Annotated in this window: 14 protein-coding genes; 8 read left to right on the top strand and 6 right to left on the bottom strand. The window is 64.0% G+C overall.

The features are described from left to right. Positions 1-6: 6 nt before the first annotated feature. Entirely contained in the window at positions 7-648 is a 642-nt protein-coding gene (gene hisH / locus GFD18_RS06810; RefSeq protein WP_163199602.1) for an imidazole glycerol phosphate synthase subunit HisH, read from the top strand. Positions 649-788: 140 nt separating this feature from the next. Then, positions 789-1,514 carry a bifunctional 1-(5-phosphoribosyl)-5-((5-phosphoribosylamino)methylideneamino)imidazole-4-carboxamide isomerase/phosphoribosylanthranilate isomerase PriA gene (gene priA, locus GFD18_RS06815; RefSeq protein ID WP_163199604.1) on the top strand — a complete coding sequence of 242 codons (726 nt, stop codon included), beginning with the start codon at positions 789-791 and terminating at the stop codon, positions 1,512-1,514. A 98-nt stretch (positions 1,515-1,612) separates the two neighbouring features. On the opposite strand, the gene GFD18_RS06820 is transcribed toward priA, so the two are convergent. Then, positions 1,613-3,067, bottom strand: a complete 1,455-nt coding sequence (locus GFD18_RS06820) for a DUF2252 domain-containing protein (RefSeq protein ID WP_163199807.1) — start codon at positions 3,065-3,067, stop codon at positions 1,613-1,615. Positions 3,068-3,244: 177 nt separating this feature from the next. Between GFD18_RS06820 and glnA the strand changes: the two genes are divergently transcribed. Next, complete coding sequence (glnA, locus tag GFD18_RS06825; RefSeq protein ID WP_100509792.1) at positions 3,245-4,582, top strand: type I glutamate--ammonia ligase; 1,338 nt, start codon at positions 3,245-3,247, stop codon at positions 4,580-4,582. A 413-nt stretch (positions 4,583-4,995) separates the two neighbouring features. Further along, positions 4,996-6,081, top strand: a complete 1,086-nt coding sequence (locus GFD18_RS06830; RefSeq protein ID WP_163199607.1) for a formate/nitrite transporter family protein — start codon at positions 4,996-4,998, stop codon at positions 6,079-6,081. A 103-nt stretch (positions 6,082-6,184) separates the two neighbouring features. Here the strand turns inward: GFD18_RS06830 and hrpA are convergent, their stop codons facing one another. Further along, a complete protein-coding gene (gene hrpA, locus GFD18_RS06835) occupies positions 6,185-10,246 on the bottom strand; it encodes an ATP-dependent RNA helicase HrpA (RefSeq protein WP_404801618.1) in 4,062 nt (1,353 codons plus the stop codon). A 55-nt stretch (positions 10,247-10,301) separates the two neighbouring features. Next, entirely contained in the window at positions 10,302-10,919 is a 618-nt protein-coding gene (locus GFD18_RS06840; protein ID WP_225432949.1) for a class I SAM-dependent methyltransferase, read from the bottom strand. A gap of 139 nt (positions 10,920-11,058) precedes the next feature. Here GFD18_RS06840 and hflX point away from each other — a divergent pair, with 139 nt between their 5' ends. Continuing rightward, positions 11,059-12,558 (top strand): GTPase HflX, encoded by a 1,500-nt coding sequence (hflX, locus tag GFD18_RS06845; protein WP_163199613.1) that lies wholly within the window; start codon positions 11,059-11,061, stop codon positions 12,556-12,558. Positions 12,559-12,765: 207 nt separating this feature from the next. Further along, entirely contained in the window at positions 12,766-13,728 is a 963-nt protein-coding gene (locus tag GFD18_RS06850; protein WP_163199615.1) for an L-lactate dehydrogenase, read from the top strand. 379 nt (positions 13,729-14,107) lie between these two features. Here the strand turns inward: GFD18_RS06850 and lexA are convergent, their stop codons facing one another. Further along, positions 14,108-14,848 carry a transcriptional repressor LexA gene (lexA, locus tag GFD18_RS06855; RefSeq protein ID WP_318644437.1) on the bottom strand — a complete coding sequence of 247 codons (741 nt, stop codon included), beginning with the start codon at positions 14,846-14,848 and terminating at the stop codon, positions 14,108-14,110. Between the two features lie 240 nt (positions 14,849-15,088). Between lexA and GFD18_RS06860 the strand changes: the two genes are divergently transcribed. After that, entirely contained in the window at positions 15,089-15,421 is a 333-nt protein-coding gene (locus tag GFD18_RS06860) for a LysM peptidoglycan-binding domain-containing protein (RefSeq protein ID WP_318644440.1), read from the top strand. 89 nt (positions 15,422-15,510) lie between these two features. Continuing rightward, on the top strand, positions 15,511-15,963 hold the full coding sequence (gene nrdR / locus GFD18_RS06865; protein WP_100509785.1) for a transcriptional regulator NrdR: 453 nt from the start codon (positions 15,511-15,513) through the stop codon (positions 15,961-15,963). Between the two features lie 158 nt (positions 15,964-16,121). Here the strand turns inward: nrdR and serA are convergent, their stop codons facing one another. Continuing rightward, complete coding sequence (serA, locus tag GFD18_RS06870) at positions 16,122-17,324, bottom strand: phosphoglycerate dehydrogenase (RefSeq protein ID WP_163199617.1); 1,203 nt, start codon at positions 17,322-17,324, stop codon at positions 16,122-16,124. Between the two features lie 10 nt (positions 17,325-17,334). Then, the gene (locus GFD18_RS06875) at positions 17,335-19,614 is read right to left on the bottom strand and encodes a HelD family protein (RefSeq protein WP_163199619.1); all 2,280 of its coding nucleotides are present in this window, start codon (positions 19,612-19,614) and stop codon (positions 17,335-17,337) included. Positions 19,615-19,631: the final 17 nt, after the last annotated feature.

Here is a 19,631-nt window from a genome sequence, read left to right on the forward strand (position 1 = left end):
AGAAGCATGACTTCAGTAGTGGTGTTCGACTACGGTTTCGGCAACGTGCGCTCCATGGTGCGCGCCCTGGCGAATCTCGACATCGACGTGACCCTGACCAGCGACTACCGTCAGGCCATGGACGCCGACGGTCTCGTCGTCCCGGGGGTGGGCGCATTCGCCGCCTGCGTGGAGGGCCTGAAGACCGTGGGGGGCGACCGCGTCATCAACGAGCGCCTCACGGCCGGCAAGCCCGTGCTCGGCGTATGCGTGGGACTCCAGGTGATGTTCTCCCAGGGAGTCGAAGGCGGTACGCCGGCCGACGGTCTCGGATACCTCGGGGGAGTGGTCGAACCGCTCGACGCCGACGTGGTGCCCCACATGGGATGGAACACCGTCGAGGCGGCCGAAGGTTCCAGGCTCCTCAAGGGACTCGAGAACGAGCGCTTCTACTTCGTGCACTCCTACGCCGTGAGCCACCCGACCGGCGACGGCGTGAACGCCGGCGTGCTCGCCGGAAGCGACGAACGCATCACGTGGTGCGAATACGGCCGCAGCCGCTTCGTCGCCGCCGTGGAGCAGGGCCCGCTCAGCGCCACCCAGTTCCATCCTGAAAAGTCAGCCGAGGCCGGCGCCCAGCTCCTGCGTAACTGGATCGCCACCTTCTGACTCGTGCATATCGTCCTCCCCCTGAGGGGAAGGCGTCCGGCACCAGCCGGTGGGATGGGGTGAATGGCACGGCGCATGCAACGGCCGTCGGCCATCCCCGCCCATCATCGACCTCGTCATTTCCGATGAAAGGACAACCAATGCTTACCCTTCTTCCCGCCGTCGACGTGCGTGACGGCAAGGCCGTACGTCTGCGTCAGGGCGAATCCGGCTCCGAGACCGACTACGGCAGCCCGCTCGAGGCCGCCCGCACCTGGGTCGAATCCGGCGCCCGGTGGATTCATCTCGTCGACCTCGACGCCGCCTTCGGCACCGGCGACAACCGCGCCCAGCTCAAGACCATCGTCGGCGAGCTCGGCGACAAGGTCAACATCGAGATGAGCGGCGGCGTACGCGACGACGCCAGCCTCGACGCCGCGCTCGACGCCGGCGCCGCCCGCGTCAACATCGGCACCGCCGCCCTCGAAAACCCCGAATGGACCGCCGACGTCATCAGGAAGTACGGCGACCGCGTGGCCGTCGGCCTCGACGTGCGCGGCCACACCCTCGCCGCCCGCGGCTGGGTCAAGGAGGGCGGCGACCTGTTCGAGACCATGAAGTTCCTCGACTCGGTCGGCTGCTCCCGCTACGTCGTCACCGACGTGGCCCGCGACGGCATGATGAGCGGCCCGAACATCGAACTGCTGCGCGAGGTCGCCGAACGCACCGACGCCAAGGTCACCGCCTCCGGCGGCATCTCCAGCCTCGACGACCTGCGCGCCATCAAGACGCTCGACGGCCTCGGCGTGGACTCCGCCATCCTCGGCAAGTCCCTCTACGCCCGCGCCTTCACCCTCGAGGAGGCGCTCGAGGTCGCCAACGCCTGACGGAACTCATACAGTGCCCATACTGTAATCGCAAACATATGAATTGCCTTCGATGATACGGCCGATTCCGCATCATCGAAGGCAATTCTCTTTCCCGGCTACTTCGCGCAGGGCAGGCGGCCGGACCTGATGGCGTCCATGAACACCTCGTAATCGAGCTCGTTCTGATCGGCATACTGCTTCGCGAACGTCACAATCGCGTTGTCGAACGTATCGTCGTCGCCCATGTACGCGCTGATCGCCATAGCATCGCCCGTGCGCGCATGCGCGTGCGCCAACGCCCACGCGCTCATGCGGGCCGTGTTGATGATGCCCTCCTTGCCGGCATGGTCCAGGTCGATCGACCCCTTGCCGTTCCACAGCTGACGCACGTAGTAGTCCTTGCGCAGCCCCTCCGGCGTCGTCATGCTCGTCCAGCCCAGCAGCACGTCGGACGTCGTCTGAATGACCTTCTGGCCCTGCACCACGCGTTCGCCATGCGTGCGGAACCGGCTGCAGCCCACGAAACGCTCCAGCACCGACTCCTCGGCCTCCTTGATCTGCAGCACCAGCGCGTCGTTCACATCACGGCCGGAAAGCAGCATCACCCACACGCGCGTGCCCACGCTGCCCACGCCCACGACCTTGCGGGCGGCATCATGGTAACGGTGATACGAATCCAGCACCTGACGGCGATCCGCATACAGGTTGTCCTTGTACCGGTTGAACAACGTCTCGATCGTCACATCCAACGGGCCCTCATGATCGTATCCCGTCAGCTCGTCGATCGGCACCAGCTCGGGCGGGTCCGAACGGAAGCGCGGCTCCCCGTCGACCAGCTCGCCGAACTTCTGCGCCGCATGGTTCGAATCCTTCGACAGCGCCTTGTTCACCGCCTTGCGCAGCGTCTTGCTCGGCATGCCGTTCTTCGTATACTCCTGAAGCGTCTTCTCCACATCGAGATTCGCATACCAGACGTCGAGGTTATCCATCCGCGCGAACTCGTCCATCGACGCGTGATACGAGCGGATGCACTCCTGCACCGCACGGCGGCGCGTCGCCTTGTCGAAGCCGCGGTCGCGCGCGCAGATCTCGACGCTCGTCACCAGACGCTTCACATCCCACTCCCACGGTCCGGGCAGCGTCTCGTCGAAATCGTTCACGTCGAACACCAGATGACGCGTCGGCGACATGAAGATGCCGAAATTCGCGATATGCGCATCGCCCACGCACTGCACCGGAATCCCGCTGACCGGGGTCTGCGCCAGATCCGACGCCATGATCAGCGCCGTGCCGCGGTAGAACGTGAACGGCGAGACGCTCATCCTCGCGTACCGCAGCGGGATCAGCTCCTGCACGCGAATCGCCGACTGCTCCTCCAGCAGATCAAGCTTCTCCGACCGGTTCGGCATCGGATGCCACATCGCATGACTGCCCAGCGGCGCTCGGCGGCGCGCGATCGTGCCCATCAGCATACGGTCCTTCGGATTCGTCGCCTCGATCCAATCCAACACCACCGGAGGCTCCTGCGGGCCATCCGCACCATCACCGAACGGGACCGAACCCCGCGACATTGCGGGAATTCCAATCGCAGCCATGAAACAACACTCCTTCACATAAGAATCCACACGAATCGACATGCCGCCCGCAGGACGGCCGACCCTAACACCATACCCGCATTCTCGTCCACAATGCGACACGCGAGCCTCTGTTAACTGCACACGAAACAAACTCGTGAAACCATGGCACACATGGACAGACAGCAAGAGTTTGCTTTGCGCACGGTCGAAGAACGCGACGTGCGCTTTATTCGTTTGTGGTTCACCGACGTGCTCGGAACACTCAAGTCCGTGGCCATCGCACCGGCCGAACTCGAAGCCGCCTTCGAGGAGGGCCTCGGCTTCGACGGTTCCGCCATCGAAGGCCTGACCCGAGTCTCCGAAGACGACATGATCGTCAAGCCGGACCCCTCCACCTTCCAGATCCTGCCCTGGCGAGGAGGCCCGCAAGGCACCGCCCGCATGTTCTGCGACGTGCTCACCCCCGAAGGCGAGCCCAGCCTCGGCGACCCGCGCCACGTGCTCAAGCGCACCCTTGCCAAGGCCAAGGAGAAGGGCTTCACCTTCTACATCCACCCCGAAATCGAGTTCTACCTCTTCGAGATGCAGGACGACTGGTCCAAGTCGCCCAAGCCCGTCGACGAAGGCGGCTACTTCGACCACGTGCCGCGCAGCCCCGGCATGGACTTCCGCCGCGCCACCGTCAACATGCTCGAGCAGATGGGCATCTCCGTCGAATACTCGCACCATGAAGGCGGCCCCGGCCAGAACGAGATCGACCTGCGCTATGCGGACGCCCTCACCATGGCCGACAACATCATGACCTTCCGCACCGTCGTCAAGGAGATATCCCTCGAACGCGGCATCCACGCCAGCTTCATGCCCAAGCCGTTCGCCGACCATCCCGGCTCCGGCATGCACACCCACCTCAGCCTCTTCGAAGGCGACTCCAACGCCTTCTACGAGGCCGGCCAGGAATTCAACATGTCGCTCACCGCGCGCCAGTTCGCCGCCGGCATCCTCTACCATGCCGCCGAAATCACCGCCGTGTGCGACCAGTTCGTCAACTCCTACAAGCGCCTCTGGGGCGGCAACGAGGCACCGAGCTACATCTGCTGGGGCCACAACAACCGCTCCGCGCTGCTTCGCGTGCCGCAGTACAAGCCCGGCAAGGGCAACTCCGCACGCATGGAGTTCCGCGCCCTCGACCCCGTCACCAACCCCTACCTCGCCTACTCGCTGCTCCTCGCCGCCGGCCTCGACGGCGTCGACAAGCAGATGACCCTCGGCGAACCCACCAGTGACGACGTCTGGGAGCTCACCGACGAGGAACGCCAGGCCATGGGCATCGAGCCCCTGCCCGACTCCCTCGACACCGCCCTGAAGATCATGGAGAAATCCGACTTCGTCGCCGACGTCCTCGGCGAACACGTCTTCCGCTACTTCCTGCGCAACAAGCGCAAGGAATGGGAGGACTACCGCGGGCAGATTACTCCCTACGAACTCCAGCACTACCTCCCCAAGCTGTAAAAAGTCCGTTCCATGGAGCGTTATCGCCATGGGAAAAACTCGACGTACTGTTGTACGCCTTCGTTTTTGCCCATGACGATACCGCACGCATGGAGCGGCCTTTATTTTTCCGGAGTTTGTGGGTCTGTCCGATCGCAAAACGGGAAAGTGGGCCTAGCGCTTCACAAGGAGACGGTTTTCGACGTTCCCATCACAGACCCACAAACCCATCCAATCCGTACCAGATCATGTCAATCCATGCCGAGAGACTGGCCTCTGATTGGGATTCTCGTCGTATATCCTCCCGATAACGTCGGCTAGCTCACAGTGTGGGGAATCTCACGGCAACATGACGCGTGGAAACACCATCGTGAATTACCGTGGAGACGGTATACAGAGGAAATCACAGCAATCCACGAATAGAGAGACAGTTCATGTCATCGAATCCCGAACAGACGACAGCATCCACCCCGAACGTAGCCGCCCCCACCTCCGCGCCTGAAGCCGCGACCGCAGCGGCGGCGGCAGCGGCGACAGCGGCGGCGGCAGCCGCATCGGCCGCCGCGACCGCAGCCGACGCCGCCAACAGCGCCGCCAACACCGCGGCGACCGCCACTGCCGCCCCGGCCGCGGCCGCTCCCGCGTCCCCACTCGGCGCCGCGCCCAAACTCCACCCGCTGTTCCCCGGCAACATCTTCGTCTCCACCGTGCTTGACGTGCTCAACAGCAAGGAGACCATGACCGGCCGCCTCGTGAGCAAATACATGCAGCGCGCCCTCATGGCCGGTCTGTTCGTCGGCATCTTCTTCACCGCGTTCTTCGCCATCAGCGCCACATTCGCCGCCGCCGGCCCCGCCATGGCGCTTGCCGGCAAGGTGCTCGGCGCCTGCACGTTCGGCTGGGCTCTCGTACTCATCTACTACACGAACTCCGAGCTCCTCACCTCGAACATGATGATCGTGTCCATCGGCGTCTACCACAAGCGCATCAGCTGGCTGCACAGCCTGCGCATCCTCGGCCTGTGCCTCGTCGGCAATCTGCTCGGCGGACTCGTCGTGGCCGCGCTCATGCGCTTCTCCACCATCATCAGCGGCGACATCTACACCGTCATGGTCGCCGCCGTCGCCACCAAGACCGGCTACCTCACCCAGGGCGCCTTCGGCATCGCCGACCTGTTCGTACGCGCCATCTTCTGCAACTTCTGCATCAACATCGCCATGCTCATGTGCTACAACGGCAAGATCGTCAACGACTTCACCAAGTGCATCATCATGATGGTCGCCGTGTTCGTGTTCGCCTACCTCGGTTTCGAGCACTCCGTCGCCGACTCCGTGCTCTTCCTCATCATGGGTCTGCACGGCGTGGGCGATCCGCTCATGGAGGTGCTTGCCATCATCGTCGTCATCCTCGGCAACTTCGTCGGAGGAGGACTGCTCATCGGCATCAACTTCGCCGTCATGAACGACCAGCACACCCATCACGCCGAACGCAACCTGCGCCACAACATCGGCCGCCGCTGACGATACGGGCGGACAACATGATGGCCTCGGCCGTGTGAAAACACGGCCGAGGCCAATTGCCATCATCCAACATCGTCACGGGGTCGCCGTGCCGGCGTCGGGACTACTCCTTCAACGCCTTGGTGATGCGTTTGAGGCTCACCGGCTTCGGCGTGCCGAGCTCCTGGGCCCACAGGCTCACTCGGAATTCCTCGACCATCCACCGGGCCCTCTCCACACGGGCCGCCATCTCGTCGTGACGGGGCCCCGCCGGCAGCTTGCCGGCCTGCTCGCGCGCCTTGTCGACGAGCCGCTGCGCCTCGTCGACCTCCCACGCCCAATTCACATCACGTGACTTGTTCGCCTTCGCCTTCTCCAAACGCAGCAGGTCGGCATGAAGATAGCGTTCCAGCGAGCGCAACGCATCCGGCGGCATCGCGCCGATGAAGCCCGGCACGACCAGCGCGCCGATATGCTCGCGAATCGACTGCAGCACCGACAGCAGCGGCAATGAGGCCGTGCCCGAGACGGCCTTGTCCACCTCGGCATAGCGGCGCAATGCGGCGATCACGTCACGCGCCAACTGATAGACCGTGTCCTCGTACACCTGCGTCACATCGCCTACCGCATCCGCCAGCTGTGCGTCGTCCCTGATCTTCCCCACGTTCGGCAGCAGACGCTTGACCGCCGCCAGCTGCAGGTCCTCCACGAGGTCCTTCGTGTTCTTATACGGCGCGGAGGCCAGCATCAGCGCCTCACCGCCCAGCCAACGCGAGGAGATGCGCTCATCCGGCAGACGCAGCGCATCCAATGCGGCCTTCCACAGCATCGCCGAGCGCGAGACCATCGTGGCACCGGCCTTGTGCAGCAGATTCGCCGACTGCACCACCTTGCCCTGGTCCGCCGCCTTCGTCGCCTGCTTCCTCACCGTCTGCCGCGCCGACTCGGCCGCCTGCTCGGCGAAGCGCGCCTGCAGGTCCGCCAGTGACTTCGACGACGCCAGCACGGTCATCCTCTGCGGTCCGCGCCCGCGGCCCCGACCGCGGCGATTGCGCGATGCAACCGGCTTCTCGACCACGAACGTCATGCGCACATGCTTGGGCAGACGCGCCAGCTGCTCCTCGTTGAACACCTCCGGGTGCAGTTGCGCGCCGACCACATGAATCGCCGCCTGCGTGAAGACATGCCTGAGATCGGGCCACTGCGCCACCCCGGTCGTCTCGTCGACAGGGGCCAAGGCCGGCCGACCCTGCTCGCCCGATCCCGGCAGCGCATCGTAGTGCTCGTCGATCCACACGCGGATCTTCCTCGCCGTGTCGGGCGCGGGCACGAACTGCACGCGCAGCGCCTTCGGCAGCGACTTGATCATCGCGACGATCAGCTCATCGAGCAATCCCGGCACATTCCACGTGAACTGTTCGGGGGAGATGCGTGAAAGGAACTTCAACGGCACATGCACCGTCACGCCGTCGTTCTCGGCCTGCGGATCGTATACGTACGAGAGCTTGAGATCGATGGGGGAGCCGTCCGAACCCAACGTATGCCAATGGTCGGGGTAGTCGTCGAGACTGACCTCCTCGGCCTCCGCCAGACGTTCCACCTTCGACGGGTCGAAGTCCAACAGCGTCGGGTCCTCGTCATGGTGCCGCCGCCACCATGCGCCCAGCTTCGCCATCGACGTGATGTCCGCCGGCAGCTTCGCATCATAGAAATCGACGAGATCCTCGTCCGTCACCCTGTCGACCATATGACGGGTACGGGCCGTCTCCTCGCCGGACTCCTCCAGCACCGCACGGTTGTCGTCGATGAAATCGTCATACGGGAAGCGCTGCTGCACCTCGCCGGCGACCAATCCCTCGCGAATCAGGAAATCACGCGCCTCCACCGGGTTGATGGCTCCCCACTGCACCGTCCTGTCCTGCACGATCGGCAGACCATACAGCAGAATCTTCGCGCTCGCCACGGCCGCGCCCTTCGACGCCGACCAGTGCGGTTCCGCATACGTGGTGCGGGTGAGGCTTCCCGCCAGAGGCTCCGCCCATGCCGGATCGATTGCCGCCGCCGAACGTGCCCACAGACGCGACGTCTCCACCAGCTCGGCGGCCATCACCCACTGCGGCGTGGACTTCGCCACCGCCGACGCGGGGAACAGCGCGAACCTTGTGCCGCGCGAACCCAGATACTCGTTCCTTGACTGCTTCTGAGCACGTTTCATGGCCCGTGCGCGAGCCGCCCCATGCAATCCGGCGAAATCCGACGCCTTCGGCTCACGCACCTGCTGCATGCCGATGCTCGACAACAGACCCGAGAGCATCGCCTTGTGAATGCCCACGGCATCCCACGAGCAGGTGAGCGAATGCGCCGCCTGCTGGTTCATCGGCAACTGACGCACCTCGAGCGGCGGACGGGACGACGGCAACGGCTCGCCCGCCTCGAACTTCAGCTCCCGGCACATCTGCACGAGCTGACGATACAGGTCACGCCACTGGCGCATACGGGGATAGTTCATGAACTCGGCCTTGCACAGCCGGCGCAACGCCGAATGCGATGTCTCGCCATCCGCCTGGAAGAAGCGGTCCCAGATGTTCAGCGCCGTAAGGAAATCACTTGACTCATCCGCATACCGGTTATGGATGCGGTCCGCCTCCTCGCGCTTGTCCTCCGGACGCTCGCGCGGATCCTGCAGGCTCAGGAACGCGACGACCACCAGCACGGCGGCCAACGTGTTCGGCGTGTCCTTCGCGGCCTCGACCACCATGCGGGCCAGACGCACGTCGATGGGCAGCCGGGCCAGCTGACGGCCGATATGCGTCAGACGTACGTCGCCGCGGCCACGGGAGCGCGAAATCGCACGCAACTCCGTCAGATCGTTGAAACCGTTCGCCACCGCGCGCGTATCCGGCGGATCGATGAACCCGAACCCCGTCACATCCTCCGCCGTGCGGGCCACACCCACCGACAGCATATGCAGCACCACCGAGGCAAGCGCCGTGCGCAGGATCTCCGGTTCCGTGAACCGGGGGCGGGTCTCATAGTCGGTGCGGTCATACAGACGGATCGCAATGCCGTCCGCCACACGGCCGCATCGGCCGGCACGCTGGTCGGCGCTCGCCTGGCTGATCGGTTCGATCGGCAGACGCTGCACCTTCGCCGCCTTCGAGTACCGGGAGATGCGAGCGGTGCCCGGATCGACCACATAACGGATGCCCGGCACCGTCAACGACGTCTCCGCCACATTCGTGGCCAACACGATGCGCTGATGCGTATGCGCCTCGAAGACCCGGTGCTGCTCCTTCGCCGAAAGACGCGCGAACAAGGGCATGATCTCGATGGCGTCCGAACGGTTCATGTCCACGGCGCGCTGGCCGAAATGACGACGCAGCGCCGATTCGAAGTCATGGATGTCGCGCTCGCCGGACGCGAACACCAGGATGTCTCGGGCCCCCGGCTCATGCGACGAATGGATGACCAGCTCGGCGCAGGCTCGCGCCACGGCGGTCGGCATGTCCATGTCGGCGTCGTCGTCATCGTCTGAGGAGCGCTCGAATCCCGGCACATAATGCATGAGCGCGGGCGCCGACCCCAACGGCTCGTATACGACCTGCACGGGGTAGGTGCGCCCCGAAACCTCGATCACCGGCACGTCGGCATGCAGCGCCTTGGCGAAATGCTCCTGGAACTTCACCGAATCGATGGTCGCCGACGTGATGATGAGCTTCAGGTCGCGTCGCTGCGGCAGCAGCGCGGTGAGATAGCCGAGCAGGAAGTCGATGTTGAGGCTGCGTTCATGCGCCTCGTCGATGATGATGGTGTCGTAGGCGCTGAGCTTCGGGTCGCGCTGGATCTGCGCCAGCAGAATGCCGTCGGTCACCACGCGCAGTCGCGTCCTGGGCGAGCTCTCATCGGTGAACCGCACCTGGAAGCCGATCTCGTCGCCGAGTCGGACGTCCATCTCCGAGGCGATGCGCTCGGCGACGGTCCTGGCGGCGATGCGTCGCGGCTGCGTGTGCACGATCTGATGGCCGTGGGTGCCGCGGCCGAGCTCCAGCAGGATCTTCGGCAGCTGCGTGGTCTTGCCCGAACCCGTCTGTCCGGAGACGATCACCACCTGATGGGTGCGCACCGCCTCGGCGATCTCGTCCTTCGCCGCGCTTACCGGCAGCTCGGCAGGGTATGTAAACTTCACTGATTCCTGTTCCTCGTCTGTTCCTCTGTCCGTTCGTCTACACCGAAGCGAGAACTCACCGGCGCACGATTTCAATCACACGGTACCCCTTGGAGGAGGCGTATTTGCCCACGGTGAAACCATCGCCGAGCTCATTCGCCAGCCAGGGGATCAGCGAGTCCGCGCCGAGGTTGCGCTGCACCACGAGATATGCCTCACCGCCCTGCCTGAGCCGGGGCAGATACGTCATCAGCAGTTCATGAAGCGTCTGCTTGCCGATGCGGATGGGCGGATTCGACCAGATCGTGTCGAAGGCAAGGTCCTCGGGCAGCTGATCGCCCAGCACGGCGTGCACGTTGCCGCATCCGTTCGCCGCGGCGTTCTCGGCGGCGAGCATCACCGCGCGTTCGTTGACATCGATGCCCCAGACCTCGGCCTCGGGCGACTCCATCGCGAGCGCCAGCGTAATGGGTCCCCATCCGCAGCCGATGTCCAGCAGCACGCCCTTGGCCGGCGGCATGGGCGCGTGGCGCAGCAGCACCGATGTGCCGAGGTCGAGCCTGCCCGACGAGAACACCCCGTTCGACGTCTGCACGTCCAGCTCGCGGCCCCGCAGCTTCACATGAAGCGTCCGGCGCACGTCGTCGGAGGAGGGGGAGGCCGAAAAATACTGTTCGTTGGGTGTCGTCGTCATCGCATCTCCTTGGGATCCGTCCGGATCCGTCGCTGTCTTGTCCCTGTGCCGTGGGCGTAACGGCCATGTCTTCTCACACGATGATAATAAGAAGGCAGAATAGAACAGCGTTCGAGAGGTGCCAGTGGCAAAGACCAGCATGCAGCAACAGCAATTCGAGCCCTTCGGGGACCGTGACGACGAGTCGTCGGAGGTGCTTGCGGAGCATTCCGAGGTATTGCAGGACCATACCGGTGCCGTGCCGGTCGGCGGCGACGGCGAGGAGTGGGCCGAGCGTGAATCGCGCAACCAGCTGAAGCATATCGCCGGACTCGGCGAGCTGCAGGATGTCACCGAGGTCGAATACCGCAAGGTCAGGCTCGAACGCGTGGTGCTCGTCGGCGTATGGTCGAGCCAGGAGACCACGCAGGCCAAGGCCGAGGAGTCGCTGCGTGAGCTCGCCGCGTTGGCGCAGACCGCCGGCGCCGAAGTCATGGACGGTCTGCTGCAGCATCGCATTCGACCGGATTCCGCCACCTATGTGGGTTCGGGCAAGGCCAAGGAGATCGCGCGCATCGTCGACGAGCTCGGCGCCGATACCATCGTCGTGGACGCGGACCTCCCCCCGTCGCAGCGACGAGGGCTCGAGGACGTCGCCAAGGTGAAGGTCGTCGATCGCACCGCCGTCATTCTCGACATCTTTGCCCAGCATGCCACCAGCAGGGAAGGCAAGGCGCAGGTCGAGCTCGCCCAGCTGGAATACATGCTGCCGCGACTGCGTGGCTGGGGCGGCTCGCTCTCCCGTCAGGCCGGCGGTCAGGCGGCGGGTCAGGCCGGCGGCATCGGTTCGCGAGGACCGGGCGAGACGCAGATCGAGATGGACCGTCGCGTGATCCGCACGCGCATGGCGCGTCTGCGTCGCCAGATCCGCCAGATGGCTCCGGCCCGCGAGGTCAAGCGCGGCTCCCGCCGACGCAATGCGTTGCCGTCCGTAGCCGTCGTCGGATACACGAACGCCGGCAAGTCCTCGCTGACCAACCGTCTGACCGGATCGGCGGAACTGGTCGAGAACGCCCTGTTCGCCACGCTCGACACCGCAGTAAGGCGGGCCAGGTCGGCCAATGGCCGCATCTATACGTATGTCGATACCGTCGGTTTCGTGCGACGGTTGCCCACGCAGCTGGTCGAGGCGTTCAAGTCCACGTTGGAGGAGGTCGGCGAATCCGACGTCATCCTTCACGTCGTCGACGGGTCCCATCCAGACCCGTTCTCGCAGATCGACGCCGTCAACGACGTGCTCGCCGACATCGCCGGCGTGGAGGGCATTCCGCGTCTGCTGGCCTTCAACAAGGCCGACATGATCGACGGGGCCACCCGCGCGAGGCTGCGCGAGCTCGCTCCGGACGCCTTCATCGTCTCCGCCGCGACCGGTGAGGGCATTGACGATCTGTTGGCCGCCGTCGAGGCGCTGCTTCCCGTCCCCGACGTGCATGTGACCGCGCTGCTGCCCTATGATGCGGGATCGCTGCTGTCGTCCGTCCGTGAGAACGGCGTCGTCTCCGTCGTCGACTACCGGCCCGAGGGCGTATACATCGAGGCCGACGTCGACCGTCATCTCGCCGCCCGTATCGTCGACCGCTCCATCGACGACGCGGCGTGATCTCCCGCCGTTCCGCTGTCGGGGATTTCACCGCGGGAGGTCCGTCATGTCGTTGCCGCGAGTTCTGTGAGCGTTCACATGCCGGTTCATATATCGGGATGAACGTCCGAGCCGTCCCTGTCAATAGTCAGAAGGTGTAGATATAGTGTTTCCCGAAGTTGGCATGATTTGTCACGGTTGAAAGCAATTTCAAAGAGAGGTGCCTTTATGGCAAATTCACCGATTCGTCCCACAAAGCTTGCGATCATCGGTGCAGGCGCGGTCGGCTCGACCATGGCCTTCGCCGCCGCACAGCGCGGTATCGCCCGCGAAATCGTCCTTGAGGACATCGCCGCCAAGCGCGTCGAGGCCGAGGTGCTGGATATGCAGCACGGTTCCAGCTTCTATCCCACGGTTTCGATCAGCGGCTCCGACGACGTCGAGATCTGCCGTGATGCCGACGTCGTCGTCATCACCGCCGGCGCCCGTCAGAAGCCCGGCCAGTCCCGACTGGACCTCGCCGGCGCCACCATCAACATCATGAAGTCGATCATCCCCGGTGTCGTCAACGTGGCCCCCAACGCCATCTACATGCTCGTCACCAACCCCGTCGACATCGTCACCCACGTCTCCATGAAGATCTCCGGCCTGCCCGCCAACCAGATCTTCGGCTCCGGCACCAACCTCGACTCCGCCCGACTGCGCTTCCTCATCGCCCAGCAGACCGGCGTCAACGTCAAGAACGTCCACGCCTACATCGCCGGCGAGCACGGCGATTCCGAAGTCCCGCTGTGGTCCTCCGCCACCATCGGCGGCGTCCCCATGTGCGACTGGAAGGAACTGCCCGGCCACGAGCCGCTCGATGCCGCCAAGCGTGAGGAGATTCACCAGGAGGTCAAGAACGCCGCCTACCGTATCATCGAAGGCAAGGGCGCGACCAACTACGCCATCGCCATGTCCGGCGTCGACATCATCGAGTCCATCCTCAAGGACTCCAACCGCATCCTCCCCGTCTCCTCGCTCCTTGACGACTTCCACGGCATCTCCGACGTGTGCATGTCCGTCCCCTCCGTGCTCAACCGTCAGGGCGTCAACACCCGCATCAACACCCCGCTTTCCGACGGCGAGCTCGCCGCCCTCAAGCGTTCGGCCGAGACGCTGAAGGAGACCGCCGCCCAGTTCGGCTTCTAATAAAAACAAAATCCCACGGAGCGTCATCTGCGTTATGGGAAACTCGACGTACCTTCGTACGCCTTCGTTTCCCACGCCTTGATGACGCACACGTGGGATTTTGTTTTTACCTTTATGGGATTCCGTGCGTGTCTGCCGTATCGCGGCGAGTCGGCATGCCCTTGTACGCCTTCACTTCCCGCGCCTTGATGACACACGCATCGGTCCCTTTTTATTTATTGTGAAGGCATTGCTGCCGTTATGGGGAAACTCGACGTACCTTCGTACGCCTTCACTTTCTGCAGTTTGCGGCCATGTGCGTGGAATTCTTTTTTGTTCTGAAGGCGTGTAAAAACATCGGATTCCCCGCAACGCGGCAGACGCTCCCACATCGCCGACTTCAGATTTTGCGCAGGACGGTGACCACTTTGCCCATTACGCTGGCATTGCTGCCATCGATGGGGGAGTAGGCGGGATTGTGGGGAATGAGCCAGATGTGGTTATTCTCCTTGCGGAAGGTCTTCACCGTGGCTTCGCCGTCAAGCAGCGCCGCGACGATGTCGCCGTTCTCGGCCTCATGCTGTTCGCGTACCACGACGAAATCGCCATCGCAGATCGCGGCGTCGATCATGGAATCGCCATGAACCTCAAGCATGAAGAGGTTGCCGGAGCCGGTAAGTCGTTCGGGCAGGCGCATGACATCATCGATATGCTGTTCGGCCGTGATGGGCGTGCCTGCGGCGATGCGTCCGACGAGCGGAACGTCCCGTGATTCGGCGATGGATTCGCTGGCTGCATCCGATGGTTCGGCCTGCACCGGGAAGGTCAGCAGATGCGCGGGGCCCGATGCGGGTGACTGTTCTCCGTCATCGGGGTATTCCCGAATGAGTTCGATGGCCCGCCCCTTGTTGGCGCTGATTCGGATGAAGCCTTTGTCTTCGAGCGCGCGGAGCTGATGCTTGACGGAGGACGGGCTTTTCAGCCCGACCGCCTCTCCGATTTCACGGAATGACGGGGGGAAGCCACGCTGGCGAATATGCGACTGGATGGCATCGAGGATTCTACGCTGGCGCTCGGTGAGCGCATCCTCGGCGGGGCCTTTCGGCGTATGGCCGTATGAGGCAAAGGGGATGGTACTCACGGGGGCTCCTTTCATATATACGTCAACAGTACCTGCAATTGCCCACGAAATCAAACAGATGTTCGAGGGTGGTTGCGACGTTCGAACATCTGTGCCATAATTAGAACAGCTGTTCGATAGAACATCTGTTCGAGAAGGGTGGTTGACATGCGGGACGTCGTGGTTCGGATGCGTGCGGATTCCAAGATGGGGCATTCCACGGGCATGGAGAATGGGGAATCCCGTGAAGCGATGCCTGGCGTGCACGCTGGTGCACGGTGGAACGCTGATGCACGGTGGAACGCATGGCGCGACCGCATCGTCATCGCCATGTTGGCCGTGGCCATGTCCTGTGTCGCGTATTCGGTGGCGGCCCCCGCCCTGGAGGCTGATTCCGCCACGGGGCCCATGGAGGTCACATGCTATACGGTGGGGCCGGGCGACACACTGTGGTCATATGCGCAGGGAGTCACCCCGCACGGCGGGAACGTGAACGATACGGTGGATGAGCTGATGCGGCTCAACCAGCTGGATTCCCCGTCCCTGCAGGTCGGTCAGCGCATCGTGGTGCCTGCCCGGCATGGTGATGCATGACGACGTTGTCCGTCGGTGAATGACGGGATGGCGTGGAATCGGACTCGGGAGACACGCGGATGGGAATACCAGCGTTTACTCTTATGCATATGCATTGTCCTTTCTGTCAGAATCCTGATACCAAGGTCGTCGACACCCGCGTGGGGGAGGACGGCTACGCCATTCGTCGTCGACGTGAATGCCCGAAATGCCAGAAGCGTTTCACCACCGTCGAAACCGCCACATTGATGGTGGTGAAACGGTCCGGGAACGTGGAGCCGTTCAGCCGCGACAAGGTGATTTCCGGCGTACGCAAGGCGTGTCAGGGGCGCCCGATTCGCGAGGAGGATCTCAAGCAGTTGGGGCAGAAAGTCGAGGAGGATCTGCGGTCGAGGGGCCTTGCACAGGTCAAGTCCGAGGAAGTGGGGCTTGCCATCCTCAAGCCTCTGCGCAACCTCGACGAGGTCGCCTACATGCGTTTCGCCAGCGTCTATCAGGAATTCAACAGTCTTGACGATTTCGAACGCGCCATCCGCGATTTGCGCGCCCAGGACGCGGATTAGTTTCTTGATAAGAGGCGTAATGCGTTGCCGCCTGATGCGGTGAACAACGCTGAGCGGCAAGTAAATAATATGGCGATGGCGGTCACCGGAGTACCTGGTGACCGCCATCGCCATATCGTTTTACATCGGTTCACGCCGATGCGCAGGACGATATGGAATCAGTCCTTCATGACGCGGACGCGGATGGTGCCCTGCAACGAGCGCAATGCATCCAAGGCCGCCTGGCTGGGCATCGTGGCCACATCGGTCACCACATAACCGAGCTCATCTTCGGTGGCCAGGGCCTGTGCGGCGATGTTGATGTTTTCGGAGCCGAGAACGTGATTCACGCTGGCCAGCACGCCGGGGAGGTTGGCGTGCAGATGCGCGATGCGGGCGGCCCCGCGACGCGCGTTCATATTCAGCGTGGGCAGGTTCACCGACAGCGAGGTGACGCCGTTCTGCCAGTAGTCGAGCAGCTTGTGCGAGACGAAATGGCCGATGGCCTCCTGCGCCTCCAACGTGGAACCGCCGATATGCGGGGTGAGGATCACGTTGTCCTCCTCGCTCAGCGGCGTGTGGAAGGCATCGCCGGACTTCTTCGGCTCCACCGGATACACATCCACGGCGGCGCCGGCGATATGGCCGGAGTCCAGATGCTCCTTCAGGGCGTCGAGGTCGGCCACGAAGCCGCGGGAAAGGTTGATGAAGACCGATCCCTGCTTCATGCTTGCGAACTGGGCCTCGCCGAAGAAGTTCGTGTTCGACTTGCGGCCGTCGACATGCAGCGTGACGGCGTCGGACTTCTCCAGCAGATCCTCGAGGCTGCTGGCGCGTTCGGCATTGCCCAAGGCGAGCTTCTCCTCGATGTCGTAGAAGATCACATGCATGCCCAGCGCTTCGGCGAGCACCGAGACCTGGGAGCCGATGTTGCCGTAGCCGATGATGCCGAGCGTCTTGCCTCGCACCTCATGCGATCCACTGGCGGACTTGTCCCACACGCCGGAGCGCACATGGTGCGAATGGGCCGGAAGCCGACGCATCAGGGCGATGATGTCGGAGATGACCAGTTCGACCACGGAACGGGTGTTGGAGTAAGGTGCGTTGAACACGGCGATGCCATGCGCCCCTGCGTACTCGAGGTCAACCTGGTTGGTGCCGATCGAGAAGCAGCCCACGGCGGTGAGGTTCGGCCGCGCCTCCATCACCTTCGCGGTGACGTTGGTCTTCGAACGAACGCCCAGAAGGTCGACTCCCTCCAGTGCGTCGATAAGCTCGTCCTCATCCATCGCGCCCTTGGTCGTGACGACCTCGAAGCCATGCTGACGCAGGTTCTCCGACGCGAAGGGATGGATGTTTTCCAGTAGTAATGCTTTAGGCATGTGCCCTACTCTATATCGCAAGGTGGTCTAAGTCATCCTGGGTCCTCACCAGAACGAGCTTCTGGGTGGGACGGGTCATGGCCACGTAGAGGTCCGACGCCGCCACCAGACGAGACGGCGCGTTGTCCTCGATGAGGCCGGGCTCGACCACGACGACCGCATCGAACTCGAGGCCCTTGACGTCCTGCGGGGTGCATAGGCTCACCTGGCTCTCCCACGTCGCCTGGGCGCGCAGGGATTCGGCCCGGCGATCGCCGAGACGCTGCGCGACGCCGCGCCATACGGCGTCGGCGAGTCGGGGCAACAGCTCATGGTCGGCGATGACGGCGATTCGGCCGGTTCCATCCTCGGAGACGAATCTCGTGGCCAGATCGGCGGCATACTCGCCGGCGGTCTGCAGCACCTGCCCGAGATCGGGCAGCGTGATGTTCTCAACGGAATCGGGAATGTGACGGACCGCCTTCACCGTGGAGATATACAGCCCCTCGCCCTGGGCGAAGCGCGAGGCGAGGTCGGAGACCTCCTGCGGATTGCGGTAGTCGATCGTCAGCTCGTTGAGGTCCCAGCCCTCCGGGCCGAACAACGGGTCGAGCGTCTTTTGCCAGGACCGCGACCCGGCCAGGGCCGACGTCTGTGCGATGTCGCCGACGATGGTGAAGGACCGGGAGGGGCAGCGGCGAATCAGCGCCCGCCAGTCCATGGCGGTGAGCTCCTGCGCCTCGTCGATGACGATGTGGCCGAAGGTCCATTCCCGTTCGCTGGCCGCTCGCTGCGCGGTGGTGTCCTCGTCGAGTCCGTTGATCTGATCGAGCAGCATGCTCGAGGAGACGATGCCCGAACCGATGCCCGCCTGCGCCAGCGTCTCCTTGGCGAACTCCTCGTCCTGGCGACGCTGGGCGGCCTTGCGGTCGTGGGCCTCGGCCTCACGGGGGTCGGGACCAAGCAGCTCCATGGCCTCGTCAAGCAGCGGGATGTCCGAAACGGTAAGCGGCGAACCCTTTTCGCGGGTCAGCTCGGCGATGTCGTCGTCGCGGAGCCAGGGGGCATACCTGCGCAGCTTGTGCGGCTTGGCCCACAGGTCGTCGATGAGCCACTGCGCCGTCATGGGCAGCCAGGCGAGATTAAGGGTCCTGCGCACGTCGTCGCTCATGCGCAGCGTGGAGCGCACTTGGGCGAGCTCGGAGCGTTCGGGATCATAGTCCAGCTGCTCGGTGTAGCGCATGACCATGAAATGCAGCATCGAATCGACGAAGGCCTCGCGGGCCTTGTTATGGGGCTGGCGAGAGCGTTTCGCGTCGTTGATCGCGGTGGTGATGTCGCTGGCCAGCATGGGTACCACGAAACCGTTGATTTTCACCGACGGCAGCGACTGCGGCACACGCTCGCGCGCCGCGACGGCATTGGCGATGACGGTGGCCATGCGCTTGTCTCCCTTGAGGGCCGCGGCACGCGGCGAATCCACGGCGTCGGCGTTCACGCCGGGGATGAGGTTCGCCATGGTGCGCGAGACCACGCCGGTCTCGCCCAGCGAGGGGAGCACCTGATCGATGTAATGCAGGAACGACGGGCTCGGGCCCACGACCAGCACCCCGGAGCGCTGCAGCATTTTGCGATGCGTGTACAGCAGGTATGCGGCACGGTGCAGCGCCACTGCGGTCTTGCCCGTTCCCGGTCCGCCCTGCACCACGACGGCCCTGTTCAGCGGTGCGCGGATGATGCGGTCCTGCTCGGCCTGAATGGTGGCGACGATATCGGTCATCTTGCCCGTGCGTCGGGTGCTCAGCGAGGCGAGCAGCGCGCCCTCGCCGGTAAGCGTGCCCGATGCCGAGGCCTCGCCCACCTGGGATGCATGGACGTCGAGCACCTCGTCCTCGATGCCCACGACCTCGCGGAACCGGAGCGTGATGTGCCTTCTCATCACGATGCCGCTGCGGTGAGCCGGCGTGGCCTCATAGAACGGTCGGGCCGCGTCGGCCCTCCAGTCGGTCAGAATCGGTTCGTGCTCGGCGCTGGAAAGCCCGATGCGGCCGATGTAGCGCCGGGTTCCCTCGGTATCGTCCAGACGCCCGAACACCAGACGGTCCTCGACGGCCCTCAGCTGGGTGAGACGGTCCTCGTACATGGTGGCGAACGAATCGCGCTCCGTGCGCTGGGTCGGCGATCCGTGGGAGCCCGCCGCCCTTACGCGTTCCAGTCTTTTCCACGCTTGGGTGCGCAGCTCGTCGAGCCTGCCATAGGCACGGTCGACGGCATGCTGTTCGTCACGCAACTGCGAGGAATAATTCGACATTCGGGTCGCTCCTTGAG

Origin of the sequence: Bifidobacterium saimiriisciurei (assembly GCF_010667655.1) — a bacterium.
Classification (GTDB): Bacteria; Actinomycetota; Actinomycetes; order Actinomycetales; family Bifidobacteriaceae; genus Galliscardovia; species Galliscardovia saimiriisciurei.